We start from the raw sequence: 25,595 nt of genomic DNA on the forward strand, positions 1-25,595 counted from the left end.
ATTGTGGCATGACGCAATCGTTTGCACAAGAGTTTCCTTTCTAATTAAATGGGAGGATTTGGGCATAGGTTCACGAATTGTTGATATACGAAAGGAGTGAGCCGATATTGAAGTGAAGAAGAGAAGATCATTTCCAATCCTTCAGATTGTAGGTAAAGTACTGCTAACCCTCATTTTCATCATCGTCATCACGGTCATTTTATCCATAGCTGCAGCTGTACTTGCCGTGAGGTTAAATCCTGATCTTATCGTGAGTATGGAAGCTGTTACGAGTAATCCCTTTTTTATTAAAGCCTCATTATGGGCACAGATTGTAGGTTTCATAACTGGTGTTGGTTTGGGTTTTTATATATTTGAGCGGAAAAAGGGATGGAAATTAGGGCTGCAAACTGTTCAGTTCGCCCGTCGGTTCGGAGAAGGTTTTCTCTGGGGGGCCGTGCTGATAACCCTTAGCAGTTTAGTGATATGGTTATTCGGAGGCATCCATTTTGTGCAGGTGAATTGGAGTTTATCGAAGGGAACTGCGATAGGCGGGAGCTTTCTTCTCTTTATTGGGGTAGCGATCAACGAAGAACTATTTGCGCGCGGGTATTTACAGGGTCTTGTGAAAAGCCGTTTCGGCCCGAAAATAGCTGTAGGGGTGTCGACGATTGTTTTCGCCCTCCTGCATAGCTTTAATCCAGGGATGTGGACGACAGCGCTACCTTTTATCAATATCCTATTGGCAGGCCTATTGATGGGGTTATGTCGTGAGTTGACAGGGAGTCTATGGATGCCAATAGGACTGCATTTAGCGTGGAATTTCATGCAGGGATGTGTGTTCGGTTTTGATGTTTCAGGGATTCCAATGTCGTCATTCATTGCGACAGAAACGCAAGGTGCTATTTTCGTGTCTGGTGGAGCTTTTGGGGCAGAAGGAAGTTTAATTACGAGCTTTATTCTTGTACTTGGCATCATAATGATTTATAACTATTATCAAACCCGTAATCGTTATAGCCATACAATGCAACCTAATTTGAAAGACAACATTTAAAATAGGGGGATTCATCTGTGAGCCAGTATGAAGTTATACATAGTGAATGGGAAGGGGAGTCGACGCTCAAACTCGTCGACCACATGAATGAGGCGGTGGCCGAAATCATTCCGGCCGTCGGTCTACACCTGTTCCGCTTCGATGTGCGGAACCATGGCTACATCGCGAAGCCCGACGACTTGTCGGAGCTTCGCGTCAATTCCTCGCGCTACGGCGTGCCCATTCTGTTCCCGCCGGGCCGTGTAAGAAATGCGGCCTTCACCTTCGGTGGCCGCGAATATCGGCTCCCGGCGAATCGGGAGCCTGATCACGCCCACGGCCAGCTGCGCGAGCGGGCGTGGAAGGTCGTTGCCAGCGGCGCAGACGCTGCTGGCGGGGCTTACGTCTCCGCGGAGTTTGACATCGCGGAGACACCGGACATGCTGGCGTATTTCCCACACGCCGCATGCTTCCGCTTTACGTACCGTCTGCAGGACGGTACACTGTCGCTCAGCGGTGAAATCGCCAACCGAGGCGGCAATACCATGCCGCTTTCTCTTGGCTTTCACCCGTACTTCGCGTTCGCGGAGGGCGAAGCCGACCGCGTGCGGGTAACTATTCCCACGGCGGCAGAATGGCTGCTGTCCACGGGTGGGTTTGCGGCAGGGGAACCTGTGCCGACGGCGCTCACAGCTGCCTTACAGAGCGGCGAGAAGGTTTCCTCGTTGCCAGGATATCCTGGCGGTTCACAGATGCTTAGCATCGCGCCTGGGGCTCAAGTATGCGAGATTGCGTATGAGGCTCGCAACACGAAACTTATCTTTGAAATGGGGGACAAATTCCCAATTCACGTTCTATTCACAGCACCATGGAGCAACGCAGTGTCACTTGAACCGTACACGAGCATCATGAACGTGTTCAATGAATCCTATCCTGCTGAAATCTCAGGTGCTCAAAGCTTGGAGCCAGGTGAGACTTTTACTTTCCATTGGGCGATTCATATAGAAACGAAGTAATCTACCAAGGTTCATATCCAAACCCTATTGTGGAATAACCTTGATAGGCATGTTGATGGAGCTCTACAATGATCCCTTCCATTTGAGCGGATTTTGCAAGCGCACCTCGTCTTCCAGTGTTATATAGATTAGGGTCCACAACGCCTTGCAGTAAATGAATATGGGCTCCGTTTTCTACAGGAATGGGCGGGCCTGTAGTGCCATAATAAGTGTGATAGTGACCATATTTTATCCCTGAAATACCTTGATATTGATGGACATGTTGGTCGTAAGAAGTACCATTTACATTGAAAGTATACAGACGCAAAAGATGATGGTGCCCTAATTCTTCCGAAGTTACCGTTGTGAAGAAATGAACGTGAGCTGGTGGAATGCTCCTCATCACACGAAAGCCCCCTATGAGTAGGATATGCTTCATCCTATTCATAGGGGGCTTTTGTCATGACGATGGCAATGGATAAAGATTTGATTGACCGATTTTCATCTTTTTATCATCATATACGCGCACTTCAACTTGTTGCGGCTTACCTAATTCAATCACAGGATTCGAAGCGATATCAACATAAAGCGTATCTTTTCCATCGAAATTAGATTTGACTTCCTGCCCATTAATATACACATTACAGGACGAGAAAAATGGTGAACCCGTTACTTTAATTTTTTTGTCTGCTATCGTGACCTTTGAAATGATAGGATCACCGTATCCTAACGTATACTTAGGTTGTACTATCGTGTCTTTGTAGCCTTTAGCTTCATAGCCGTATCTGGCCCCAAACAGATTGTCATACTGCATCTTCTCATAATCCGCGAGATCGCTCGCCTTTATGTTAAATGACGACCACATGTCTTGCGGAGGAATGACAGGTATTTTCTTTGATAATTCATATAAATAATCCGTATAATAACTTCCCTTTACACCTGCCAAGTGCAGCAGCATCGGCCCCAAAAAAGAAGGACTTGAAGATAAATTCAGCTTCTCTTGATCAGCAGGTACGAAGTTATTCCAAATGACAAAAGGCGTGTAATGTGTTTTCGTATACAGATCGGGGTCATTAGGCACCACATATTTGGCATCACGATATACTTTATAATCTTCCTCAAAGAAAGGGAAATGGTCCCCGAAAAACAAAATAATCGTCGGATCTGACTTTTTCGAATAATAATCAACCAAAGATTGCAGAGCCTGATCCGTAGCTGTAATACCTTGTGCATAAGTTTCTAGAATACTTTTCGATTCTGCCGAAATATCACCAGTAACCTGAATCGTATTTGTATTGAATTTATTGGGAGGGTAAGGATGGTGATTTTCCATCGTATTAGCAAAAATGAAATCAGGTCCAGCACTTTTTTCTGTTTCCTCAATAATTTTGTTCACAACAGCATGATCCGCATAATTGGGTCCTGAGAAATCATTCGGGAAATATTCACTTGAGATAAATCGGGAAAACCCGAAATGCTTATACACTTTTCTGCTATCAAAGAAATAACTGAAAAATGGATTAATCGCGGTTGCCGTGTACCCTTGTCTTGTTGTAATGCTTGCTAAGGAGTCAACACCGTGATTCATATATTCGATATAGGGAATGATTTTATCAGGTGATTTTCCGAAAAAACGCATTGAGTTCCCTGATAAAACCTCAAATTCAACATTTGCTGTACTACCCCCGAATTGTGGAGATAACATGTTGCCGCCAGTGAATTTTTTTTGTAACTCATGCAAATGCGGAATCGGATCGCGGCTAAAAGTGACGTTTTTCATGATCGTTGGATCAAAAAAGGACTCTCCTAGCAAAACGATAATATTTGGTTTTTTATCATTTGTAGCTGGTTTTTCTGGGATTTGATCCAGAAGAGACGTAATTGCTTTCTTACTATAACCATCTGGTTTCGCTACATGTAAAAAGTTAAGCATCTGAACTGTAGCATACAAATAACCATTTTCATCATAGGTAATCGTTTGATCCCAAGGAACCGTGTAAACCCCATATAGTTTAGTAAACGAAAGGGGCTTATCCGCGTACAAACTAGTTGCGATTACAACAGCGATTACACCGTAAACACTGCGTTCGATCCAATGAAACTTCATTTTGCGATTGCGTAAAATGAGGTGAAACAGACAAGCAACAATAACGATAAACAGCATGGTATAACCAACAATACGATTATTAAAGTATTCGCTCAAAAACTTCTTGTACTCCATAAGTTGGTTGTTAAAATAAAGATCCCATGGATAATAAGGTGCGCCAATAGCCTTTAACTTACTGCCGCTAATCGCCCCAAGGGGCAACAAAATGGCACAAAGGAGCCAAAACGACAGCCTAGAACGACCAGTAATAGCAATAAGAAACAAATACAAAGATCCAACAACGAAATAAGCAAGCACCATGGCCAAAGGATACGTTGTGATCCAATGATGAAATTCCTTATAAGTACCCCTCTCCAAAAATTCAACCATGCACATCAATACAAAAGGAAGTATAAAAATCATTGCGCGAGTAGGCAGCTGCTTGAGTGCCTTCAGTAAAATAGTCATTCGTAAAACTCCTAGTTATCAGCTTATAAAAACCCGACTCTCCACGTGGAGATGCCGGGCGATATTGAACCTTAGATCATGTTTCGTCCGAACCCACTGCACTAATTTGCTCTAACGCTTGCAGAAACGTAGCTGCGGGTTGAGCACCTGTTAATGCATACTTACGATTTATTACGAAAAAGGGAACCCCTGTTACGCCGGCTTGACTGGCAAAAGCAAGGTCATCTTCAACCTGCTCCAGCCCTTCTTTAGCTGAAAGTTGAATACGAGTTTGATGCGGATCCATGCCATGCAGACTTGCAGTTTCAAGTAGAAAGTCGATGTGACCAATATCTTTTCCATCCTCAAAATAAGCTTTGAACAAGTCGTCAACAAGCTGCTGTTTGACTTCTTCAGGTGCGATCGCAATGAGCTGATGCGCTTTTAACGTATTTGGCATTTTCGTGATTTGCCCAAAATCAAAATGTAAACCTGATGCCTGTCCAGCCTGAGTCACTTGTTGGTGCATTGCTTGCAGTTTGCTTTCATCAGCACGAAATTTAGTACGCATAAGTGTCGCGAAATCTGCACCTTCCACGGGTGTCGAAGGATCAAGTTGATACGCACGATAGTGCAGTTCTACAGGTTCAGCTGTAAAATCTTCTAACGCATCCATCAAATTCTTCTTCCCGATCCGGCACCAAGGACAGACTAAATCTTGAAATATCTCAATTATCATCTCGAATAAACTCCTTCAATCATTGCTTTAGCTCCATTCAACATTATAACCCAAAGATAATAAATGTCACCATGTAACACAAACCGATATCTAACTTGCAATACGAACAGAATTCAAATAAATTGACCTATCAAGAGAGCTCAAACATCAGAAGAACGACACACTGCGCCCATTTCGGTTACACAACTCCGCCCCCCCGAACCTCGAACCTCGAACCTCGAACCCCAACCCCCAAATCCCAAGCCCTGAACGCCGATCGCCGAACCCCGAACCCCGAACCCCGAACCCCGAACCTCGAACCTCGAACCTCGAACCCCGAACCCCGAGCCCCGAACCTCGAACCCCGAACCCCGAACCCCGAGCCCCGAACCTCGAACCTCGAACCCCAACCTCCAAATCCCAAGCCCTGAACACCGATCGCCGAACCCCAAGCCCCAAGCCCCAAGCCCCAAGCCCCAAGCCCCAAGCCCCAAGCCCTGCCCCCCGAAACCATACTGACGCATCACCAAAATTTTTTGCTAAACTACTCTTGATTTTTTTTCATGCGAATCTGTAATATCTACAATCGATTAAATTAAAAACAGATAGCAGCATAAAATTTAAACCAACATATTATCACTAGTATCTGGGAGGGGGGAGTATCCCGCCAAAATATAAATTCTGTGCTATCTACAAGTCGCAGTACGGCGGGTTGAAATGTGCTTTCTAAGCTATTTTATTTCTCTTTATTTCTTCTTTAAATCCCTAAATCCCTAAATCCCTAAATCCCTAAATCCCTAAATCCCTAAATCCCTAAATCCCTAGAACCTTTGAACCATAATTCTTTAGAACCTTAAATCCCCTTAAATCCTTATTTCTTTATTTCTATTTTTTTTATTTCTATTTTTCTATCTATCTTTCTGACTTTCTGTCTTTCTGTCTTTCTGTCAAAATATCTTTATAACTTTACTAAATATTTTACTTATATATTTATTATGTTTTTTCTTTGCATATTTCTTTATTTACTTATTTATTTTCCTATTTAATTCCTTTAACTTCCTTTAACTTCCTTGTATTTTAACTTGTACATATCACAGAATTTGTTTTATTGCGAATATATAGCCTCTAGACAACGACACTGTATATGGAAAATATTATAAAAAACATATACATACGAACGTTTGTTTGATATAATAAAAACATAGAACATAGGTTCTCGTAAGGGGTTGAGAGGCGATGAATATTAAATCACTTGCTAGTGAAGCGTCAACTTGTGAAACAGAAGTGGCGTGTGAGGATTTTCTTATGAACTTGCGTTGGTCTAATGGGTTTCATTGTCCTCGGTGTGATCACCATGAAGCTTTTCAAATTCGTACTCGTAGATTGTTGGAGTGCAAAGAGTGTAGAATGCAGATTTCGATAACCGCGGGTACAATTATGCATAAATCTAAACTTTCCTTGTTAACCTGGTTCAAAGCTATCCAGCTTATATGTATGAGCGGTGTTGAAGTTACTGGATACGGATTAGCAGAGATTCTGGATATTAACTATAGAAGTGCTAAGCTGTTGATTGATAAAATTTGTTTTGCAATTAAGGTTGAAGAGAGCAGATTACTTGCATTGCGTAAATTGAGAAGGAAGGCTATTCGCTCTGAATCAACTAAATCAAAGTTTCCTATGCCGAAAATCATCGATAATTGGTGTGATCCATTTGATCTCAAAACATATATAGAAGTCAAATTATCTAAACTTACGCAGCAATCAGTGATGAAAACTTTTGTATCCATTCATTTATATTCAAGATTCCTGAAGTGTTTTCAGTTCTAAAGGAGTTGGAAGTCACAGTCATAGTAAGAGGATTTGACGGGATCCTTATTTTCAGTCAAGATGGTAGTGTTGGTTACAACTTTACAAAGAATTAGGAGAATACTGATGAAAAGGGTTGTGCAAGCCCCTATCCATTTTTATCGGAAGTTTATTTCGCCGCTCAAACCCCCAACATGTCGATTCTATCCAACTTGTTCGCAATATGCGTTAGAAGCCATTGAGGTTCACGGACCTATGAAAGGTTCTTGGTTATCCGTGAAACGGATTTGCAAATGCCATCCTTTTCACCCAGGTGGTGTGGATCATGTGCCAGCAAAGAGCGGAAATTAATATAGTGAATCTGTCGGCTTGACATGAGGCTGTTTTTTTCGATATATTGTGCTTAAGATGCTAAATATTGTTTATTTCGATGAACGGATAAGTACAATCAGATGCCTATGAACAGAGAGCCGGGGTAGGTGAAAGCCGGTATAGGAGAATGTTTGGAATATGGTCCCGGAGAATAGGCCTTCGAGCTACTCAGCATTAGAGTGTATAGCCAGTGCTTACACAAACTTTGCCAGAGAGTAAGCTGGTCTCGTGTCCCAGCGTTAATGGGCAAGTCGTAATAGACTTACTGAGCCCCGAGCTTGTGAAAGGCGGGGGAACCTGGGTGGTACCGCGTGAGTTCAACTCTCGTCCCAAGATGGATGAGGGTTTTTTGTGTTTTCAACTAACCGCTATTGGAGGAACGAAAAATGTCTGAACAATCCAAAACATTTTACATTACCACACCGATCTACTATCCAAGTGACAAGCTGCATATTGGGCATGCATATTCGACTGTTGCTGGAGATGCAATGGCGCGCTACAAAAGGTTACAAGGCTATAATGTTAGGTATTTAACAGGTACAGATGAACATGGTCAGAAAATTGAACGTAAGGCGCAAGAAAAAGGAACAACACCACAAGCTTTTGTGGATAATATCGTTTCTGGGATTAAAGAACTTTGGGCGAAACTGGATATTTCTTATGATGATTTTATTCGTACAACGGAAGATCGACATAAGGATGCGGTAACTAAGATTTTTCAGCGTTTACTTGATCAAGGTGATATTTATTTAGGTGAGTATGAAGGTTGGTACTGTATTCCAGATGAATCTTTCTTCTTGGAGAGTAAGTTAGTCGATGGAAAATGTCCTGATTGTGGGCGTCCTGTGGAGAAGATGAAGGAGCAAACTTATTTCTTCCGGATGAGTAAGTATGCGGATAGACTCGTTCAATATTATGAAGAGAACCCTGATTTCATCCAACCGGAATCACGTAAGAATGAGATGTTGAATAATTTCATTAAACCAGGTTTAGAGGATTTGGCAGTTTCGAGAACGACTTTTGACTGGGGAATTAAAGTTCCTGGAGATCCAAAGCATGTCATTTATGTATGGATTGATGCTCTTTCCAATTATATTACAGCACTTGGTTATGGTTCTGATGATGAGACGATTTTCAAAACGTATTGGCCAGCAGATGTGCATTTAATGAGTAAGGAGATTGTGCGGTTCCATACGATTTATTGGCCGATTATGTTAATGGCGCTTGATTTGCCTCTGCCGAAAAAAGTATTTGCCCACGGCTGGTTGCTTATGAAGGATGGCAAAATGTCCAAGTCCAAGGGGAATGTTGTGGACCCTGTTACACTTATTGATCGTTATGGTTTGGATGCACTTCGGTATTACCTCATGCGTGAAGTGCCATTCGGAGCAGACGGTACATTTACTCCTGAGAGTTTTGTGGAACGTGTAAATCATGATCTAGCTAATGATTTGGGGAATTTATTGAATCGTACGATTGTGATGATCGATAAGTATTTTGCAGGTAAAATTCCTGCCTATATTCCCGGAGCTACTGAATTTGACGAAAGTCTGTTGGAGACAGTTCGTACAACTGTAGCTAAGTATGAGGAATCCATGGAGAAAATGGAGTTCTCCATCGCGCTATCCGCGGTGTGGCAGATGATTAGCCGCACGAACAAATATATCGACGAAACACAGCCATGGTCGATGGTGAAAGACGAAGCCAAGCGTGATACGCTAGGCTCGGTCATGTATGTGCTGGCGGAATCTCAGCGCATCTCTTCTGTTCTTCTTCGTCCTTTCTTGACGAAGACACCAGAACTGATCTGGGCGCAGCTAGGCTTAGCTGCGGACGATTTACCGCGCTTGACTGCGTGGGAGAGCGTGCAGTCCTTTGGGCATCTCCCTACAGGCACCAAGGTGCAGAAGGGAGAGCCGATGTTCCCCAGACTCGACGTAGCGGCAGAAGTCGCCTACATCGTCGAGGCCATGGGTGGCGGTGCTTCGGAGAGCACCGAAGAACCAAAAGCTGCAGCGCCAGCGTCCGCTGCATCTGCTTCTGTGCCAACGCCGGAGCCAAAAGAAGAAATCGGGATCGACGATTTTGGCAAAGTGGAGCTGCGCGTGGCACAAGTGATTTCGGCGGAGCCTGTGAAAGGCGCCGAAAAGCTTCTTAAGCTGCAGCTCGACCTCGGCTATGAGCAGCGTCAGGTTGTTTCGGGCATCGCGAAGTTCTACACGCCCGATGATCTTGTTGGACGCAAAGTTATTTGCGTCACGAACTTGAAGCCCGCGAAGCTGCGCGGCGAGCTGTCTCAAGGTATGATTCTCGCCGCTTCACATGGCGATCAGCTCACGCTAGCGACCGTTCCAGATTCAATGCCGAACGGTGCGATCGTGAAATAATAGCTTTATGCACAAAGACCCTTTCCCAGATTTTCTGGGAAAGGGTCTTTTGCTTTTTGTGACTATGTTAAGGGTATTTTTGACGACAAAGGGCAAGCTAAAGGAAACTAACCACGGAGTGAATAAGATGCTTATACAACGTATAGGAAAAGGGATAACTCTAGTAATATTGATCATCACTTTATCAGCTTGTTCGTTATTCGGTGGAGGCCAGAAGAAAAAGGAAGAAGAAAAAAAACAAAAACAAGCTGATGCTAAAAATGAGAGTGTGATTGATCAAGAACTGAAAAAGCAGTATCAGATGTACAACGAAGTGATCAAATATCAAAAAGAGCAGGATGCTAAACTCATTAAGGAATCGGAAGAGCGTTATAAGAAGTTGAAAGAAGAATCAGACAAACCAATAAAAGGTAGCAGCGAGGAAAAACAAAAAGCCAAAGAAGCTAAAGTTGGGAAAGAAGGCTCTGGCGATTCAGGTTCAGGTGATTCTGGGGACTCCGGAGACTCGAGTGATTCAGGAAATTCAAGCGATTCTGGAGGATCTGAAGAATAATCAATCTCGCATTAAAATATAGGGAAATCAAAGTTGAATTAGAAATGGCCATGCTGTGAACGTTGCAGCTGGCTTTTTTGACTTTCCTCTCCAGATATATTGACTTCAATAAACCCACCTCGTATAATCAAAACGTTAATAAAAAAAATTACGATTTAGAGTGGGTGTTTATTCAAATGACAAGACATGCGAAGCGATATATTTACATAGCTTTATTGTTAATTGTTGCTTGCTGCATTGTTGGCTGCAGCAGTTCGAAAGCTGGATTAGTAGAGGGAAAAGTGAATGTTGTGACTAGTTTTTATCCCTTATATGATTTCACGAAACAAATTGGTGGCGATTATGTAAATGTAATAAATCTTGTCCCGGCTGGCGTGGAGCCACATGACTGGTCTCCAAAAAGCAGGGATATCAAAAATATGTCAGGGGCCCAAGTTTTCGTATATCAAGGCGCAGGCTTTGAAGGTTGGGTAAAAGATTTTCTAGGAAGTCTATCAAGTACATCTAAAGTGCGCGTCGTAGAAGCAAGTCAAGGTGCTAATTTGATCACAACAGATGATAATAAAAAAGAATTTGATCCTCATGCTTGGTTAAGCCCGTTAAATGCACAGAAAATGGCTAATAATATTAAAACGGCTTTAATCGAAGCGGATCCAGTTCATAAGGATGCGTATGAGCAAAACTATCAGACATACAACGCTAAATTATCGGAGTTAGATGCTAGATACAAAAAAGAACTTGCTACTACTACAAAAAAAGAAATTGCTGTATCTCATCATGCTTTTGCATATCTATGTAGAGACTACGGCTTGACTCAAATGTCCATCATGGGTTTATCACCGGATGCAGAGCCAACAGCGCAAGATCTCAAACAAATCAACACCTTTATTAGAGAGCATCAGCTCAAATATATATTCTTTGAGGAACTTGTCTCGGATAAGCTGGCAAAAACGTTAGCTAAAGATGCAAAGGTGAACACCCTCGTACTTAATCCACTAGAAGGTCTAACCGAAAAGCAAATTGATGCAGGCGAAGATTATATTTCGATTATGGACAAAAACTTGAAAAACCTACTTCTAGCGTTACAATAAAGGAAGTAGGACCATTCTTAGTAAGTCAGGGGTAATCAGATGGATACTAGTAATAAAATGTTATGCCATCAGAAAATCGTTTCAATCGATCAGATTTCATTTTCATATGAAAATAAGACAGTGATTAACAATCTCCAGTTTGATGTGTTTGAGCGTGATTTTGTTGGTGTGATTGGTTCTAACGGTGCTGGTAAGACGACACTTCTGAAAATGTTAGTTGGCCTATTGAAACCAACTAGTGGAGAAATCCGATTGTTTGATCGTCCATTGAGTCAATTCAAGGACTGGGAACGAATCGGTTATGTACCACAGAAGAATGCCTTCAATCCGTTATTCCCAGCAACAGTTAGGGAGGTAGTTCTCTCTGGCATGTATACCAAAAAGAACGTGTATCGCCGACTCTCTAAAGCTGATTTGCAAAAAGCTGAAGACGCGATGCTGGCGATGCGCATCGAGGATCTAGCCGATCGTCGTATTGGCCAGCTCTCTGGAGGTCAACAGCAACGAGCCTTCTTAGCTCGTGCGATTGTGAACAACCCGGAGCTGCTCATTCTTGATGAGCCTACGGTAGGGATTGATGCCGAAACGCAGATCGGTTTCTTCCGAATGATCAAGCATATGCACCAGCATCATCATATGACTTTCATTATGGTTTCTCATGATATGGACATGATTCAGTCGTATCTGGGAACAGAGCCGCAGCAAGTGAGCGGAGGCATCAAGTTTTATGTGAAGCATACCCATGATCCCGAGGATTGCCGTGAGACGAATCTAACCCATTCACTCGGCCAGATTCGAGAGATGATCGGAGTTCAGTAAGGAGCGGGCGTTTTGGACATATTTACAGAGTACTTTTTTCAACGTGCATTAATAGGTGGATTATTGATCGGGCTAACTGCGCCATTAATGGGCGTTTTTCTTGTTCTAAGACGTCTATCTATGATAGGGGACACGCTAGCTCATGTTTCGATTGCTGGCGTAGCACTCGGTTTCTTGATCAATGTGTACCCACTAGGTGTGGGACTTGTGTTCGCCTTATTGGCCTCATTTGCAATAGAACGACTGCGCAAGGCATATAAAACCTACGCTGAGCTCTCCATAGCCATTATTATGTCAGGTGGCGTTGCGTTGGCAACATTACTTTTTACCCTTGGCAAAGGGTTTAATATGAATGTCATGAGCTACCTGTTCGGCAGTATTTATACACTAGATTCCACTGATTTATGGGTGGTACTTGTTGTATGTGTTTTAGTTATCGGAGTAATCGCTTTTCATTTCAAAGAATTTTTCTTGATGTTTTTTGACGAGGATGCAGCGAGTGTAAGTGGACTTCCTTTGAAATTTTATAATATGATGATTACAATGCTGACGGCACTTGTCATTTCAGTCGCTATCAAAATTGTAGGCGCCTTATTGGTTTCCTCCTTGTTAACAATTCCAGTCGCTTGCAGTCTGTTAATTGCTCGTAGCTTCAAACATTCCGTTTTCTTAGCGATTTTATTCTCGGAAATTGCTGTCATCGTTGGTCTTGTTGTAGCTGGGATTTGGGATCTGGCACCAGGAGGGACAGTTGTGCTGAGCCTTATCGCTATTTTAATTGGGATTATTTTAAAAAGAGGATTGAGGATATAAGTCATGGATTCAGTTAATGTATGGATCGCCCTCTGGGCGGGTATAGCATCTTTCATTTCACCTTGTTGTTTGCCTTTATATCCTTCGTTCTTATCCTACATAACAGGTATTTCGGTCAGTGAACTTAAGTCAGGTAGAACAACTGTACAAGTTAGACGTCAAACCATGCTACACACCTTAAGTTTTATCGTTGGATTCTCCATTATTTTTTATGCTTTAGGGCTGACAGCAGGCTTTGTTGGCAGTTTCTTTATTGACTATCGGGACTTGCTTCGTCAATTCGCTGCACTTTTAATATTTGTAATGGGATTATTTTTACTCGGTATTTTTCAACCGCAATGGCTAATGAGAGAACGCAAACTGTCGATCAAATTTCGACCAGCTGGATATATTGGCTCAGTCTTTGTTGGTATGGGTTTTGCAGCAGGCTGGTCACCATGTGTTGGGCCTATTCTGTCAGCCATTCTTGCTTTGGCGGCAACTGAACCAGGAACTTGGTTTCAACTAACCACTTCATACTCGCTTGGATTCGCGATTCCTTTCTTCGTTCTTTCCTTTTTCATCGGTTCAACCAAATGGATTCTTCGCTATTCCAACCTACTTATGAAAATTGGTGGAGGCTTGATGATCGTCATCGCCATTCTTCTTTATACAGGTAAAATGACGCAAATCACCCTTTGGTTGAACTCCATTACACCAGATTTCTTAAAGTTTTAGGCGTTTCATGTAAAATATTCAATCTTCGCTTGAGGGAATTTCTCGAAAATTTGTTCTGTGATATATTCTCTCAACGCGGTAGCTTGTTCATCTTTGTACACATATTTACCTTTCCCATATTTGCCCCATTAGTACTTTCTCTTTTCTTCGTCCATTTCCAGCTTTGTTTTGGGGTATCGCTTTTCAATAATATTCTTGGCTGTTTTCGTGAAACGATGCTGAATCATCTCGAAAGTAAGATCATGTGTGGCTTCAGCAGGCAGGGTGTTGTAGAGCTTCTCAATTAGTGTTGCATAACCTTCCTCCCAGCCTTCATGCCAAATAATAGGTGCAATGATGAAACCAAGTGGATATCCAGCCTTGGCAACTTTGCCTGCCGCTTCGATTCGCTCATGAAATCGAGATGTACCAGGCTCGAAGTTTTTGATTACATAATCTGCATTCACACTGAAGCGAAAACGTGTATGCTTGTTATGTTTGGCATCTAATAAAGGCTCTACGTGATGGTACTTGGTAACAAATCGTAGGCGGCCGTGCTCTTGTTCACCCATAAATTCGATTAACTGTTTGAGCGAGCCTGAAATGTGCTCAAGCCCTACAGGATCTGAGGTGCACGCGGCTTCAAAACGAGTAATTTCAGGTTCACGCTCCGCGATATAGTTCTTAGCTGCCCCGAGAATATCGTCAATATTGACATAGACCCGAATATACGGCTTCGCACCCATCGTTGTTTGCAAATAACAATAATGACAATGTCCCATGCAGCCTGTTGCGATCGGTATCGCGTATTCGGCGGATGGCTTGGATGTCTCGAATTTTAACGTTTTTCGTATACCAACGACTAAGGTTCGCTTGGCTATCCGATATTTATCTAATTCGGTTTCGCCGGGCAAATCGCGGATTTGATTATGCGAGGTCGTCATATGGATCTCAAGGCCTTCTTGTTCTGCCCATTTATAAATTTGCTTACCTTTGGGATAATTCAGAGCATCTGGTTCAAAATAAACAAGCTCTGGCACGAAAATCGTCGTGCTAGGCTGCGGTCTTGTAAGCAACTCAGTAGACATGAGGGCCTCCTTTACAAATCGGAATGACAATCTATTATTTTAGTGTGCCAAAGTGAAGTGCTTTGAAAACATGGGAGATTTGACCGCATCTGGGTAGATGGATTATGATAGGAAAGCAGTATGGCTAAGAAATTCGCACAGCAGGGGGAAATATAGCAATGGCTACGCCAAGTATGGAAGATTATTTGGAGAGAATATACAAGCTTATCGATGAGAAAGGTTACGCTCGTGTTTCCGACATTGCTGAAGGGCTTGAAGTGCACCCCTCCTCCGTAACTAAAATGATCCAAAAATTAGATAAAGATAATTATTTAATCTATGAAAAATATCGCGGTCTCATCCTAACGCCCAAGGGGAAGAAGATGGGCAAACGCTTGATGGATAGACATGAGCTTTTGGAAAATTTTCTAACGACAATTGGTGTCCATGAGGACAATATATATAAGGATGTCGAAGGCATAGAGCATCATTTAAGCTGGGATTCGATTACGTGTATTGAAACCTTATTAGAATACTTTCGGAGAGATCCAAGCCGAGCAGATGAGCTTATGAATGTTCGTAAAGAATTAGAGGCAGAGAACTAGGCAGAGACCGTTTACGGTACTCTGTCTTTTTTTTATGGGAATAGAAACAAACTGCTCTCGCATACATACCTAAGAAGCCCTACGAAATAGAGCTATGGGAGGATGCAGGGTATGAAGATTAATGGCGTGTTTGAAGGTGGAGGCGTCAAAGGAATTGCCTTGGCGGGTGGTGTGAGCGCAGCCATAGAACAAGGATATACCTTCCATAATGTCGCAGGTACAAGCTCTGGTGCGATTGTGGCTGCTTTGTTGGCAGCTGGCTACTCGGGGGAAGAAATGAGGGAGTTGATCCTTAGAGCGCCTTTCAAGTCGTTTATGCAACGTTCTCCTATTTTCAACACGAAGATCATAGGTCCCGCGGCACGCTTGTTGCTCAAAAAAGGGCTATATTCCGGCGAAGCCTTGGAACATTGGATCAATCAACAACTCGCGGCAAAAGGCGTTCGCACGTTTGCTGATCTGGGGCCAAACCAGCTCCGTATTATTGCCTCAGATATTACACAGGGCAAGCTATTGGTTCTGCCTAATGATATAGCGCAATACGGCATCGAGCCTGGCAAGCTTTCGGTTGCCAAAGCGGTGAGAATGAGCACGAGCATTCCATACTTCTTCGATCCAGTTAGAATCCGGCGGAATATAAAAAGCTCCGAGAAGGCTAAGCCATTCTCAGAGCAGTTTAATTATATCGTGGACGGTGGTTTGTTAAGCAACTTCCCGCTTTGGGTGTTCGACAATGAAATGCCGCGTGCTAAGCTCATTCCTGTTATTGGTTTCCAACTTGTTGGAAAAAGTGATACGCCAACTCATACGATCCGAGGACCTATTACGATGCTAGAAGCGCTCTTTAGCACAATGCTTAGTGCGCATGATGAACGCTACATTGAACAGAAGAATCGCTTCCGAACCGTGAAAATTCCTACGTTAGGTGTTGGGAATACACAATTCACCATCTCCAAGGAATTAAGCATGTCACTTTACGAGTCGGGCTTCTTGGCGGCCAAAGCGTATTTCAAAAGTTGGTCGGCCAGTACCTACGAAGAAAATTATGAGAAATATGTGATGCGACCTCCACATAAATCTTTGACTTAGTGGTATTTCGGGAAATCATCCTTATCGGAATCTTTCGTCCCGTTGATAACGCGGAATTTCGCGTTCTTCGTTTTACCTTTTCCAGCTCCACGAGGGATGGAAGGTTTCTTCCAACGGGAAGGTGGGAATTTATACAGTAGGAAAATCGCCCCAAGCACAAGGATAGGAATGAATAACACACGTAGACTAACGATCAAGCCTATTGCAATCAAAATGCCTATGGCAATTTCAATCGGAGAAAACTTTCTTCTCATGCCCGTCCCTCCATAATTCGTTTTTCCGCTTCTAGCATGCGGTTAAAAGATGCAATGGACACCTCGACTTGACTGTCTTCAGGTTCTTTGGTTGTCAGTAATTGAAGCCAAAGACCAGGATACCCTAAATAACGAAGAACAGGTACTTCACGAAGGGAATTTGTAAAACGTAATACCTCATAAGAAACCCCAATAACCAATGGTAACAAAATGAGACGCTGCACAATACGCTCGACCATGCCGTCGTAGTGAAGGAATGAGTAGATGACAACACCAATTAATACGGTAAATACGATAAAGCTGCTTCCACAACGGTAATGAAGGGTATTGAATTTTTGCACATTGCTAACCGTTAATTCCATACCTGCTTCATAAGCGCTGATCACTTTATGCTCTGCGCCATGATATTGAAACAATCTTCGAATCATAGGTGTAAGAGAGATGAAGTAAATATATCCAACCAGCAAAATGATTTTGATTACACCTTCTATAAGATTATGAAGAATCTGATTGCTAAATACATTTTGAAACAAAAACTGTTCAATAATAGCTGGAACTAAAGTAAAAATGAACTTCCCAAATAAAAATGAAAGGACACCGACAAAAGCAACGCCTAGAACCATGGATATGCCAGAGAACATGCCAGCTTTCTCTTCTTTCTTCGGCATGTCAGCTTCACCTTCTTGCTCGGCGAATGACTCGGCGGAGAAATTCAGATGCTGTGCACCTTTGGCACTGGACTCAATAATTCCTACAATTCCTCGTACAAAAGGAATTTTCTTAAGTGCTTGAACCCACGGAATCACTTTCTTTGGTACTTCCAAAAAATCAAGGGAACCGTCTTTTTTGCGCACAGCAGTTACATGCACATTTCTTCCTGCGAACATGACGCCCTCGATGACGGCTTGTCCTCCGTATATACTGTTTTGTTCTGCCACAAGATTCACCTTCTCATCTTTCTCGAATTCATTTTCTCACTTTCTTATTGTAACGGATTCAGGTGTTGAATGCTACCGATTGCGACAGAACATACTATGATTGCCAATGAATAGACAAGCCTTATCGGTAGAGAAAGGAAGATCACAGATGACAAGTGCGCATACCGCGAAGAGAAAACAGACGAATCGTTGGGTATTTGTGCTATATATCGGTTTTTTTGCAGGGTTAATATGGGGTGCCCTCAAAATCGTCGAGAATTACTTTAAGTTCACAACCATAGGCATTGGTTTTCTAGTTGAACCTTTTTTCAAGCACGATTTTTTTAATACTTGGATGGGATTATTCATGGGGTGGATCACGTTTGCTCTATTCTCGATATTCGCGGCTTTCATCTACATGGTCACCATGTGGAAATTGCGCAGTCCTTTTTGGGGGATAGGCTATGGTGCACTGTGGTGGGCGATCATTTATCTCATTGTAGGGCCAATTACGGGAATGATGTATTGGATTACGGAGTTGGAGCTAAATACAATCATCAGTGATGTTTGTTTATTCCTCGTATGGGGGATGTTTATTGGGTATTCGATTGCCATTGAATATACAAGCGCTAGAACGACAGAGGCTATACCCAACTCATGAAAGTTATGGTAAAATATCAAAGGTTAATTAGCAGAAAGCAGCTAGTTGCCTATGACGATTGTTTCGGGAGGATTTCGAATTGAAAAGGGTTCTAGTTTTGAATGGTCCGAATTTGAATATGCTTGGCATACGTGAACCTGGTGTATATGGAACCGTCACACTTTCTTCAATCATTGAAGGTTTGCAAGAGCTTGGAACCGAGCTTTCGCTCGAATTGGAGAGCTTCCAATCTAACCATGAAGGGGAGATTATTGACAAAATTCACGCTGCCTACGGTACAAAGGATGGCATTCTTATGAATCCTGGTGCCTTCACGCACTACAGCTATGCGATTCGTGATGCGCTGTCTACGGTTCAATTGCCAACGGTAGAGGTTCATATTTCGAATATTCATAAACGTGAAGAATTTCGTCATCATTCGGTCATTGCACCCGTCGTAATTGGTCAAATATGTGGATTTGGCGCAGATAGCTATGCGCTTGGTTTACGAGCATTACTACCCCATCTGTAAGCATTTGCTTACGTAGCTAGTTTTGCCATAGCAAAACTTTAAAAAGGAATGGTGATTTGGATGCAGGAGAAACGTATTGAACGTCTACGCGAGGCTATGCAGCAGCAGGAATTACCGGCACTACTCATCACGAACGCATATAACCGTACATATGTATCTGGTTTCACCGGTTCATCTGGCTATGTACTGATTACGTTAGACCGTGCCATCTTATTAACTGATTTCCGTTATATGACGCAAGCGCCGCAACAAGCTAAACTGTTTGAAGTGGTAGAACATAAAGCAAAGGCGATTGAGTCCGTAAGAGAACTCTTGCAACAGCAAGGGATCACGAAGCTTGGTTTCGAGCAAAGCGACGTCTCTTATGGCGATTTTTTAAACTACCAACAAGGTCTTCCTGGCATCGAAGTCGTGCCAACTTCACGTCTTGTTGAATTGATTCGTATGGTAAAAGATGAAGCAGAACTGCAAGTGATGCAGGAAGCGGCTGATTTGGCCGATCAAACTTTCTCACACATCCTTAACTTCATTAAGCCTGGTGTCAAAGAGTTAGATATTGCCCTAGAAATTGAAGTGTTTATTCGTAAAAACGGAGGCACCTCGACATCCTTCGAGACGATCGTCGCGTCTGGTGAGCGTTCAGCGTTACCTCACGGTAAAGCAAGTGATCGCATTCTCCAATTAAACGAATTTGTCAAATTGGATTTTGGAGCGTATTATAAAGGTTATTGCTCTGATATCACAAGAACGGTTATGCTAGGAAAGCCGACAGATAAACATAAAGAAATTTATGATATTGTGTTGGAAGCACAGTTGAATTGTCTGGCAAACCTCAAACCAGGCATTACGGGCAGAGAAGGCGATGCGTTCGCACGCGATGTCATCGTGAAGCGCGGCTATGGCGATTATTTCGGTCACGGGACCGGACATGGGCTGGGGATGGAAGTCCACGAATCTCCGCGTGTGTCGAAAACCGAAGATATGATTTTAACTCCTGGTATGGTTGTTACTGTTGAGCCTGGTATTTATCTCCCTGATTTTGGCGGAGTTCGAATTGAGGATGACGTAGTAATTACTGAGACCGGCATTAAAATACTTACACATTCTACCAAAGATTTTCTTATCATTGACTAGCGGAGGGATTTACAAGTGATATCAGTAAACGATTTTAAAACAGGTCTGACAATTGAAGTAGAACATGATATTTTTACAGTTCTAGATTTCCAACACGTGAAACCAGGTAAAGGGGCTGCATTCGTGCGCTCTAAGCTCAAAAACCTACGCAATGGTAACACCGTTGAGCGTACGTTCCGTGCAGGTGAGAACGTTGGACGTGCTCACATCGAAAACCGTGAAATGCAGTACTTATACGCGGCTGGCGACGAGTACACGTTCATGGATACGGAGACTTACGATCAGATTTCGCTTGCCCACGAGCAATTGAAATGGGAATTGAACTTCTTGAAAGAAAACATGAATATCAAAATCATGAGCTATCAAGGTGAAATTCTAGGGATTAACCTTCCGAAGAGCGTTGACTTGAAAGTTGTTGAAACTGATGCAAGCGTTAAAGGAAACACAGCACAAGGCGCATTGAAAAATGCGAAAGTGGAAACAGGTCTTAATGTAATGGTGCCACTTTTCATCAACGAAGGCGATGTTCTTTCCGTTGATACAGATGATGGCAAATACCTTTCACGCGCTAGCAACTAATTAGCAAAGCCTTTCGGACTCATCGGAGTCCGAAAGGCTTTTTTTCTTTTCTTACCACAGCCCGACAAATGTATGCTATAATATTGAATTGTTATGCACTAGTATGCGTTAGGAGTGGGTCAGCTTTGTCTCTTATAGTGATGAAATTTGGCGGTAGCTCTGTCGGTGATGCGGAGCGAATGAAACGAGTTGCAAAAAGAATCGTGGAGCGTAAACAAGCTGGACACAGCTGTGTTGTTGTCGTTTCTGCGATGGGTGATACAACGGATGATTTAATCGACTTGTCCAAGCAAATTTACGATGGAGCCCCACCGGCTCGTGAAATGGATATGTTGTTGACGACGGGCGAGCAAGTTTCCGTAGCGCTTTTATCGATGGCTATACATAATCTTGGTGAACAAGCGGTTTCGTACACCGGGTGGCAAAGTGGCATTTATACGGAGCCTGTACATGGGAAAGCAAGAATTACGGATATTCAGCCTCATCGTGTTCTGAACGCGATTGAGCAAGGGAATGTCGTCATCGTAGCTGGTTTCCAAGGGATGACTGAAGCGGGTGAAATTACAACATTAGGCCGCGGCGGGTCCGATACAACAGCAGTCGCGCTTGCTGCAGCGATCAAAGCCGATCTTTGTGAAATTTATACAGATGTTGATGGCATTTATTCAACAGATCCTCGAATTGTGAAAGTAGCTAGGAAGCTTGCTGAAATTTCCTATGATGAAATGTTGGAGCTCGCTAACCTTGGAGCTGCAGTTCTTCATCCTCGCGCAGTCGAGTATGCGAAAAATTACAACGTGACCCTCGTGGTGCGTTCAAGCTTTAATTACAATGAAGGCACCAATGTGAAGGAGGAAGCAGTGATGGAGCAAGGAATCGTAGTTCGTGGCATCGCATATGACAAAAATGTAGCAAGAATTAGTATTCTGGGTGTTCCTGAGAAACCAGGTCAACTTGCTAAAGTATTCTTAGCACTTGCTGAAGTGCAAATTGACGTGGACATTATCGTTCAAAGCGGTGTGATTAACGGATCTGCGGATTTCTCTTTCACAACGACATTGGCGGATCGTGAGAAAGCGCTAGATGTCATTGAACAAATTCGTGCTGAAGTTGGTTTCCGTGAAGTGACGTCCGAAGTTGATCTTGTTAAAGTTTCAATCGTTGGGGCTGGAATGGTTAGCTCACCAGGTGTTGCAGCTACGATGTTCAAAGTCATTTCTGATCTTGGCATTACGATCTCATTGGTAAGCACATCAGAGATTAAAATGTCTTGTGTCATTGACAATACGAACTTAACCGACGTAATCCGTGCTCTTCACACAGCATACGGCTTAGACACAGCGGAGCAAGCTTTCGTTGGTGGTCCAGAAGATCGCAGATAATTTGAAATCTTAATGAAGTTTGTCTGCTATGAAATAAGCAATCTTCAATAGAAATGCCGTTATTCCGGCAGCCATTAAGGGTCCTACCGGAATGCCGCGCATAAATAAGATGCCAAATATAGAACCAAGGACAAGACCCACAATTAATTGTGGGTCTACTTTTAGTAACTCCAAGCCTTTCCCATTCATATAGGTGGCAATCGCCCCTCCCACGAGGGCGATGATGCCAGGCCATGTAGTGAAGACAGAGAGAATATCTTTCATCGAAATACGGTCACTTGCAAATGGAATCAAAACACCGATCGTCAGGAACAGCAAGCCGAGCTCAAGACCTCTACGTTCCATGGTAGGGAAATAGCGATCGAGACCAATTAACTTAATGGCCAGTAAAAGACAAGCCGCAGTTGTAATGATCGGCGAACGGCCTATGAGTCCAATTATAATTAGAATAACTAAGAGCATATCACCATTCATATACATAACCCCTTGTCCTCATCATCGTCATTTAAGTTTATGAAAGGGGCTTGTATTTAGAACGCATGGTAAGGTGGACTATCGCCCAAAAAGAACCATCTGATCGTGTTCCAGAACGGGAACGCATTCCGCACTATTCGTCTTGGCACAAAGTTCGACATCCGCGAGGAAGCCGGACTTTTTCATTTTTTTACCGTTGCTGCAAGAGAGAATGGTCTCGAGCAAGTGATCCTTAGCTTCGAGATAGCAACCTCGCATTGCTAGACCGAAGTCATTCGTTATCATGTGCTGCTCGCCTATTAGAATTGCAATTTCATTCAGGATGAGGCCGGCACAGAGGCCGTCCTCCAAAGAGAAAACATCCTGCGTACCTGCACAGACGATCACTGTGTCCCGTTTAAGCTCGATAGCTGCCGCAGCAGAGGCTTTGCCGTTAATGATGGCTCCCGCAAGCACACGATCGGCTTTTATCGCTTTTTGAATCCCTCTTGTGCCATTGGTAGTCGTCAAGATGATGCGTTTGCCTTGAACGACTTCGCGTGTGTACTCAAGTGGTGAATTGCCAAAATCAAAGCCAGGAATTTTTTTGCAATAGCGCTCTCCACCAAGTAGATCGCCTTCTCTCGCCAATTCCTTCGCTTTTATAACCGTATCAACAGGGACTACACCCTTGCTGCCATTCATCAATGCGGTGATGATTGTGCTGGTTGCACGTAAAACATCAACGACAATGACGGTTTTATGGAGAAACTCGTCACTTCTTGCTTCGCCGATGTTGGCGATCACCTCGATATGCATGTGTTAATCCTTTCTGGCACCCAAGGACAACGTATCTGAACGCAGTCCTCTCCTCAAAGCTTCTAATGCAATAACTTCATCTGGGGAAATATTTCCCAAGTGAATATCGGGACCGAGGGAGTTAATCAGGTGCACTTGTTGGCTTTTTAGCGGTGCCTCCCATAAGAGCTTATCACCTGAAATGGAAGCAAGCACACTTTGCAGTTCCTCATCTTTGCATTTCCCCTCCCCATCAAAAATGCCAACACCCATGCCAGACTCACGCGCTTCAATCGTGACAAGGGAAGCACCTAATTCCGAATCGATTAAGACCGTTTCAATTAATTCTGCTAATTCTATGGAGGAGCCCCATCCTTTTTTTCCATACTCCGTAACGACTTCTAACCCTTCATCTAATCCTCTGCTAATTAACTTATTCCGTTGTCTACGATCCATTTGAATCGTGCCGTCAGATATTTCAACGCCATTAAAGCCGAGTGCAAGGATCATGTCAAAAAATGAATCTACTGCATGCTGGCTTACAGCCACTTCCAGAAAAGTACCTCCTGGATAAATGAGAATGTTATTCTCTTTGGCTAGGTTTATTTTGCTTCGCAGTACGGATTGTGGATAAAGCGGTGAAGTCCCGAATCCAAGTTTGATCATATCCACATGGCTGCTAGAGGTTTGGAGCAAATCCTGAAAGGCAATCATGCCAAGCCCCTTATCCATCACCATCGTTTTCCCCAACGTTCTTGGTTTCTGCTGCCTTGTTCCTGTAGGGTCGGCTAGAACGGGGTTCCATTTTAATTGAGAGGTCACTTCCATCGGTATTTCTCCTCACTGTCCTTCGAAGGATCAATTATGTGTACAGCATATGCATGAGCACAAATGGAGGTGCCCAGCATGCCTAAAATGAGACGAGCTCGCATAAGGTAGGGAAAAGCGTATGCTTCCGAAGCTAGTTTTGACGATGCACTATTCCGCTTCGCTTGCATGGGCTACAAAACTATTGGGAGGTGTATAGTTCATGAACAAGATTGTACTCACGATGGCTTCCTTGCGGGTGATGTCAGGAAGCATCGAAATTATTGCTGCTATTCTTATGATCAGATTGGCTACGATCGAGAAGGCGCTGTTAGTGAATTCAGCTCTAGCACTAGTAGGTCCTCTAGTACTACTAACTACGACAACAATTGGATTAGTAGGCGTAGCAGACAAACTATCATATGGGAAGATGTTATGGATCATAGCAGGGGTCAGTTGTTTGTTTATTGGGATTATTAAAAAGTAATCGGTCATATTTCTTTCTAGTAAGCATAGAAATGAATATAGAAGACTGGACAACTTGGAGGGCTGTCTCTCAATGCTAGCGAGTATTATACATTTGTTGCCGCAGAACATCCGATTCATGCTGAGCGAACTTCCTCCGAATGTACAAGCTAGTGTGGAGGAGATCAGGGTGAGAGAGTCACGTCCTCTGGAAATTAGTTGGGCGGACCGATATGCCTTCATTAGCGAGCGTGGTCAAATGATCACTCAGGAAGCTTTGGCTTACAAACCGACCAGGCAAGATTGTATGACACTACTTGAGATCTTAACGAATCATTCGTTGTACACGTTTGAGGAAGAACTGCGCAGAGGCTATATCACCGTTTCAGGAGGTCATCGAGTTGGACTTGCTGGTCGTACGATTCTCGATCAAGGTCAAGTGAAGCAAATACGCGATGTGAGTTCCTTTAACATTCGGATCGCGCGCGAAATTCAAGGTGTGGGTCAGGAGATTTTACCGTATTTGGTAGATCCAAGCTTGGGAAATATTCATCATACCCTGATCATCTCTCCGCCGCAGCAAGGGAAGACCACCTTAATTCGTGATTTGGCCAGACTGATTAGCCGAGGGGAGTGGGGAGCTAGGAATAGCTCACTAACAGGAAAAAAAGTAGGCATCGTAGATGAACGCTCCGAATTGGCTGCTTGTGTTAAAGGCGTACCGAGATTCGACTTAGGGCCTCGCACAGATGTGTTAGATGGTTGTCCGAAGGCTGAAGGGATGATGATGATGATTCGTTCCTTATCTCCTGAGGTGCTCATCGTGGATGAGATTGGAAGAGCCCAGGATGCGAATGCGATTCATGAAGCGGTTCACACGGGGATTCGTGTGCTAGCGACAGCACATGGAGCAAGCTATGAAGATGTCCATGGACGACCAGTACTTAGGGAGTTGATGGAGGCAGGTGTGTTTACGAAATACGTGATCCTACAGCGAAGAAAAGGTGCGTCAGCTTCCTTTCGGATCTTGGATCATCAAGGTAAGGCAATGGGAGATGGATGACGAACGCAAAGGACG

General features: G+C 43.3%; 27 protein-coding genes and 1 pseudogene. 19 read left to right on the plus strand and 9 right to left on the minus strand.

The window, feature by feature from the left end:
• Nucleotides 1-112: 112 nt before the first annotated feature.
• Together AC1DLM_RS10600 and AC1DLM_RS10605 are read left to right on the plus strand one after the other, a co-directional pair.
• A complete protein-coding gene (locus AC1DLM_RS10600) occupies nt 113-1,033 on the plus strand; it encodes a lysostaphin resistance A-like protein (RefSeq protein ID WP_477569920.1) in 921 nt (306 codons plus the stop codon).
• Nucleotides 1,034-1,116: 83 nt separating this feature from the next.
• On the plus strand, nt 1,117-2,028 hold the full coding sequence (locus AC1DLM_RS10605) for an aldose 1-epimerase (RefSeq protein ID WP_441987050.1): 912 nt from the start codon (nt 1,117-1,119) through the stop codon (nt 2,026-2,028).
• Nucleotide 2,029: 1 nt separating this feature from the next.
• Here the strand turns inward: AC1DLM_RS10605 and AC1DLM_RS10610 are convergent, their stop codons facing one another.
• The 3 genes from AC1DLM_RS10610 to AC1DLM_RS10620 form a co-directional block, all read right to left on the minus strand.
• The gene (locus AC1DLM_RS10610; RefSeq protein ID WP_441986878.1) at nt 2,030-2,410 is read right to left on the minus strand and encodes a YmaF family protein; all 381 of its coding nucleotides are present in this window, start codon (nt 2,408-2,410) and stop codon (nt 2,030-2,032) included.
• A gap of 57 nt (nt 2,411-2,467) precedes the next feature.
• A complete protein-coding gene (locus tag AC1DLM_RS10615) occupies nt 2,468-4,561 on the minus strand; it encodes an LTA synthase family protein (RefSeq protein WP_441986877.1) in 2,094 nt (697 codons plus the stop codon).
• Between the two features lie 76 nt (nt 4,562-4,637).
• Nucleotides 4,638-5,279, minus strand: coding sequence for a DsbA family oxidoreductase (locus AC1DLM_RS10620; RefSeq protein WP_477569921.1), 642 nt, complete (start codon nt 5,277-5,279; stop codon nt 4,638-4,640).
• 1,215 nt (nt 5,280-6,494) lie between these two features.
• On the opposite strand from AC1DLM_RS10620, the gene AC1DLM_RS10625 reads away from it, so the two are divergent.
• From AC1DLM_RS10625 to AC1DLM_RS10660, 8 genes are all read left to right on the plus strand, one after another.
• Nucleotides 6,495-7,085, plus strand: a complete 591-nt coding sequence (locus tag AC1DLM_RS10625; RefSeq protein ID WP_441986875.1) for a transposase — start codon at nt 6,495-6,497, stop codon at nt 7,083-7,085.
• Between the two features lie 105 nt (nt 7,086-7,190).
• The gene (yidD, locus tag AC1DLM_RS10630; RefSeq protein ID WP_216626085.1) at nt 7,191-7,415 is read left to right on the plus strand and encodes a membrane protein insertion efficiency factor YidD; all 225 of its coding nucleotides are present in this window, start codon (nt 7,191-7,193) and stop codon (nt 7,413-7,415) included.
• Nucleotides 7,416-7,822: 407 nt separating this feature from the next.
• Nucleotides 7,823-9,823, plus strand: coding sequence for a methionine--tRNA ligase (gene metG, locus AC1DLM_RS10635; RefSeq protein WP_477569922.1), 2,001 nt, complete (start codon nt 7,823-7,825; stop codon nt 9,821-9,823).
• 127 nt (nt 9,824-9,950) lie between these two features.
• Entirely contained in the window at nt 9,951-10,376 is a 426-nt protein-coding gene (locus AC1DLM_RS10640) for a hypothetical protein (RefSeq protein ID WP_441986873.1), read from the plus strand.
• 176 nt (nt 10,377-10,552) lie between these two features.
• Complete coding sequence (locus AC1DLM_RS10645) at nt 10,553-11,467, plus strand: metal ABC transporter substrate-binding protein (RefSeq protein ID WP_477569923.1); 915 nt, start codon at nt 10,553-10,555, stop codon at nt 11,465-11,467.
• A gap of 39 nt (nt 11,468-11,506) precedes the next feature.
• The gene (locus AC1DLM_RS10650; protein WP_441986871.1) at nt 11,507-12,286 is read left to right on the plus strand and encodes a metal ABC transporter ATP-binding protein; all 780 of its coding nucleotides are present in this window, start codon (nt 11,507-11,509) and stop codon (nt 12,284-12,286) included.
• Nucleotides 12,287-12,298: 12 nt separating this feature from the next.
• Entirely contained in the window at nt 12,299-13,099 is an 801-nt protein-coding gene (locus tag AC1DLM_RS10655) for a metal ABC transporter permease (protein WP_056614758.1), read from the plus strand.
• Between the two features lie 3 nt (nt 13,100-13,102).
• On the plus strand, nt 13,103-13,816 hold the full coding sequence (locus AC1DLM_RS10660; protein WP_441986870.1) for a cytochrome c biogenesis CcdA family protein: 714 nt from the start codon (nt 13,103-13,105) through the stop codon (nt 13,814-13,816).
• 5 nt (nt 13,817-13,821) lie between these two features.
• On the opposite strand, the pseudogene splB reads toward AC1DLM_RS10660, so the two are convergent.
• Nucleotides 13,822-14,883, minus strand: a pseudogene (gene splB / locus AC1DLM_RS10665) (spore photoproduct lyase).
• A gap of 158 nt (nt 14,884-15,041) precedes the next feature.
• On the opposite strand from splB, the gene mntR reads away from it, so the two are divergent.
• On the plus strand, nt 15,042-15,467 hold the full coding sequence (mntR, locus tag AC1DLM_RS10670) for a transcriptional regulator MntR (RefSeq protein ID WP_056614749.1): 426 nt from the start codon (nt 15,042-15,044) through the stop codon (nt 15,465-15,467).
• A gap of 111 nt (nt 15,468-15,578) precedes the next feature.
• On the plus strand, nt 15,579-16,556 hold the full coding sequence (locus tag AC1DLM_RS10675) for a patatin-like phospholipase family protein (protein ID WP_441986868.1): 978 nt from the start codon (nt 15,579-15,581) through the stop codon (nt 16,554-16,556).
• Here AC1DLM_RS10675 and AC1DLM_RS10680 read toward each other — a convergent pair.
• Both AC1DLM_RS10680 and AC1DLM_RS10685 read right to left on the minus strand, forming a co-directional pair.
• The gene (locus tag AC1DLM_RS10680) at nt 16,553-16,810 is read right to left on the minus strand and encodes a hypothetical protein (protein WP_441986867.1); all 258 of its coding nucleotides are present in this window, start codon (nt 16,808-16,810) and stop codon (nt 16,553-16,555) included. The two genes, AC1DLM_RS10675 and AC1DLM_RS10680, sit on opposite strands and share 4 nt — an antisense overlap.
• Nucleotides 16,807-17,697, minus strand: coding sequence for a DUF1385 domain-containing protein (locus AC1DLM_RS10685; protein ID WP_056616997.1), 891 nt, complete (start codon nt 17,695-17,697; stop codon nt 16,807-16,809). The genes AC1DLM_RS10680 and AC1DLM_RS10685 overlap by 4 nt, the downstream gene beginning before the upstream one ends.
• Nucleotides 17,698-17,896: 199 nt before the next feature.
• On the opposite strand from AC1DLM_RS10685, the gene AC1DLM_RS10690 reads away from it, so the two are divergent.
• The 5 genes from AC1DLM_RS10690 to AC1DLM_RS10710 all read left to right on the plus strand — a co-directional run bounded on the left by AC1DLM_RS10690 (nt 17,897) and on the right by AC1DLM_RS10710 (nt 21,994).
• Nucleotides 17,897-18,388 carry a YqhR family membrane protein gene (locus AC1DLM_RS10690; RefSeq protein WP_441986866.1) on the plus strand — a complete coding sequence of 164 codons (492 nt, stop codon included), beginning with the start codon at nt 17,897-17,899 and terminating at the stop codon, nt 18,386-18,388.
• A 79-nt stretch (nt 18,389-18,467) separates the two neighbouring features.
• Nucleotides 18,468-18,899, plus strand: a complete 432-nt coding sequence (gene aroQ / locus AC1DLM_RS10695; protein ID WP_171630163.1) for a type II 3-dehydroquinate dehydratase — start codon at nt 18,468-18,470, stop codon at nt 18,897-18,899.
• A 60-nt stretch (nt 18,900-18,959) separates the two neighbouring features.
• A complete protein-coding gene (locus AC1DLM_RS10700) occupies nt 18,960-20,033 on the plus strand; it encodes a M24 family metallopeptidase (protein WP_441986865.1) in 1,074 nt (357 codons plus the stop codon).
• Between the two features lie 15 nt (nt 20,034-20,048).
• On the plus strand, nt 20,049-20,612 hold the full coding sequence (efp, locus tag AC1DLM_RS10705) for an elongation factor P (protein ID WP_171630165.1): 564 nt from the start codon (nt 20,049-20,051) through the stop codon (nt 20,610-20,612).
• 125 nt (nt 20,613-20,737) lie between these two features.
• A complete protein-coding gene (locus tag AC1DLM_RS10710) occupies nt 20,738-21,994 on the plus strand; it encodes an aspartate kinase (protein WP_056614731.1) in 1,257 nt (418 codons plus the stop codon).
• A gap of 9 nt (nt 21,995-22,003) precedes the next feature.
• On the opposite strand, the gene AC1DLM_RS10715 is transcribed toward AC1DLM_RS10710, so the two are convergent.
• From AC1DLM_RS10715 to comA, 3 genes are all read right to left on the minus strand, one after another.
• Nucleotides 22,004-22,468, minus strand: coding sequence for a DUF441 domain-containing protein (locus AC1DLM_RS10715; protein ID WP_056616992.1), 465 nt, complete (start codon nt 22,466-22,468; stop codon nt 22,004-22,006).
• Nucleotides 22,469-22,546: 78 nt separating this feature from the next.
• Nucleotides 22,547-23,266 carry a 2-phosphosulfolactate phosphatase gene (locus tag AC1DLM_RS10720; RefSeq protein ID WP_441986864.1) on the minus strand — a complete coding sequence of 240 codons (720 nt, stop codon included), beginning with the start codon at nt 23,264-23,266 and terminating at the stop codon, nt 22,547-22,549.
• 3 nt (nt 23,267-23,269) lie between these two features.
• A complete protein-coding gene (comA, locus tag AC1DLM_RS10725) occupies nt 23,270-24,073 on the minus strand; it encodes a phosphosulfolactate synthase (RefSeq protein WP_441986863.1) in 804 nt (267 codons plus the stop codon).
• A 202-nt stretch (nt 24,074-24,275) separates the two neighbouring features.
• Here comA and AC1DLM_RS10730 point away from each other — a divergent pair, with 202 nt between their 5' ends.
• Together AC1DLM_RS10730 and spoIIIAA are read left to right on the plus strand one after the other, a co-directional pair.
• Nucleotides 24,276-24,539: a YqhV family protein gene (locus tag AC1DLM_RS10730; protein ID WP_171630169.1), complete on the plus strand. Its 264-nt coding sequence runs from the start codon at nt 24,276-24,278 to the stop codon at nt 24,537-24,539.
• A gap of 72 nt (nt 24,540-24,611) precedes the next feature.
• Nucleotides 24,612-25,580, plus strand: coding sequence for a stage III sporulation protein AA (gene spoIIIAA / locus AC1DLM_RS10735; RefSeq protein ID WP_441986862.1), 969 nt, complete (start codon nt 24,612-24,614; stop codon nt 25,578-25,580).
• The last annotated feature ends 15 nt before the right edge of the window (nt 25,581-25,595 follow it).

The organism is Paenibacillus sp. 01T442 (assembly GCF_056398345.1).

Bases quoted from the DNA above. Each gene is read 5' to 3' on its own strand.
- AC1DLM_RS10610 (WP_441986878.1), bottom strand. From the start codon at position 2,410: ATGAGGAGCATTCCACCAGCTCACGTTCATTTCTTCACAACGGTAACT.
- spoIIIAA (WP_441986862.1), top strand. From the start codon at position 24,612: ATGCTAGCGAGTATTATACATTTGTTGCCGCAGAACATCCGATTCATG.
- AC1DLM_RS10730 (WP_171630169.1), top strand. From the start codon at position 24,276: ATGAACAAGATTGTACTCACGATGGCTTCCTTGCGGGTGATGTCAGGA.
- AC1DLM_RS10620 (WP_477569921.1), bottom strand. From the start codon at position 5,279: ATGATAATTGAGATATTTCAAGATTTAGTCTGTCCTTGGTGCCGGATC.
- AC1DLM_RS10720 (WP_441986864.1), bottom strand. From the start codon at position 23,266: ATGCATATCGAGGTGATCGCCAACATCGGCGAAGCAAGAAGTGACGAG.
- AC1DLM_RS10685 (WP_056616997.1), bottom strand. From the start codon at position 17,697: ATGTTCGCAGGAAGAAATGTGCATGTAACTGCTGTGCGCAAAAAAGAC.
- metG (WP_477569922.1), top strand. From the start codon at position 7,823: ATGTCTGAACAATCCAAAACATTTTACATTACCACACCGATCTACTAT.
- mntR (WP_056614749.1), top strand. From the start codon at position 15,042: ATGGCTACGCCAAGTATGGAAGATTATTTGGAGAGAATATACAAGCTT.
- AC1DLM_RS10680 (WP_441986867.1), bottom strand. From the start codon at position 16,810: ATGAGAAGAAAGTTTTCTCCGATTGAAATTGCCATAGGCATTTTGATT.
- AC1DLM_RS10625 (WP_441986875.1), top strand. From the start codon at position 6,495: ATGAATATTAAATCACTTGCTAGTGAAGCGTCAACTTGTGAAACAGAA.
- yidD (WP_216626085.1), top strand. From the start codon at position 7,191: ATGAAAAGGGTTGTGCAAGCCCCTATCCATTTTTATCGGAAGTTTATT.
- AC1DLM_RS10700 (WP_441986865.1), top strand. From the start codon at position 18,960: ATGCAGGAGAAACGTATTGAACGTCTACGCGAGGCTATGCAGCAGCAG.
- AC1DLM_RS10640 (WP_441986873.1), top strand. From the start codon at position 9,951: ATGCTTATACAACGTATAGGAAAAGGGATAACTCTAGTAATATTGATC.
- AC1DLM_RS10715 (WP_056616992.1), bottom strand. From the start codon at position 22,468: ATGAATGGTGATATGCTCTTAGTTATTCTAATTATAATTGGACTCATA.
- AC1DLM_RS10615 (WP_441986877.1), bottom strand. From the start codon at position 4,561: ATGACTATTTTACTGAAGGCACTCAAGCAGCTGCCTACTCGCGCAATG.
- AC1DLM_RS10605 (WP_441987050.1), top strand. From the start codon at position 1,117: ATGAATGAGGCGGTGGCCGAAATCATTCCGGCCGTCGGTCTACACCTG.
- AC1DLM_RS10690 (WP_441986866.1), top strand. From the start codon at position 17,897: ATGACAAGTGCGCATACCGCGAAGAGAAAACAGACGAATCGTTGGGTA.
- AC1DLM_RS10645 (WP_477569923.1), top strand. From the start codon at position 10,553: ATGACAAGACATGCGAAGCGATATATTTACATAGCTTTATTGTTAATT.
- comA (WP_441986863.1), bottom strand. From the start codon at position 24,073: ATGGAAGTGACCTCTCAATTAAAATGGAACCCCGTTCTAGCCGACCCT.
- AC1DLM_RS10660 (WP_441986870.1), top strand. From the start codon at position 13,103: ATGGATTCAGTTAATGTATGGATCGCCCTCTGGGCGGGTATAGCATCT.
- AC1DLM_RS10675 (WP_441986868.1), top strand. From the start codon at position 15,579: ATGAAGATTAATGGCGTGTTTGAAGGTGGAGGCGTCAAAGGAATTGCC.
- AC1DLM_RS10650 (WP_441986871.1), top strand. From the start codon at position 11,507: ATGGATACTAGTAATAAAATGTTATGCCATCAGAAAATCGTTTCAATC.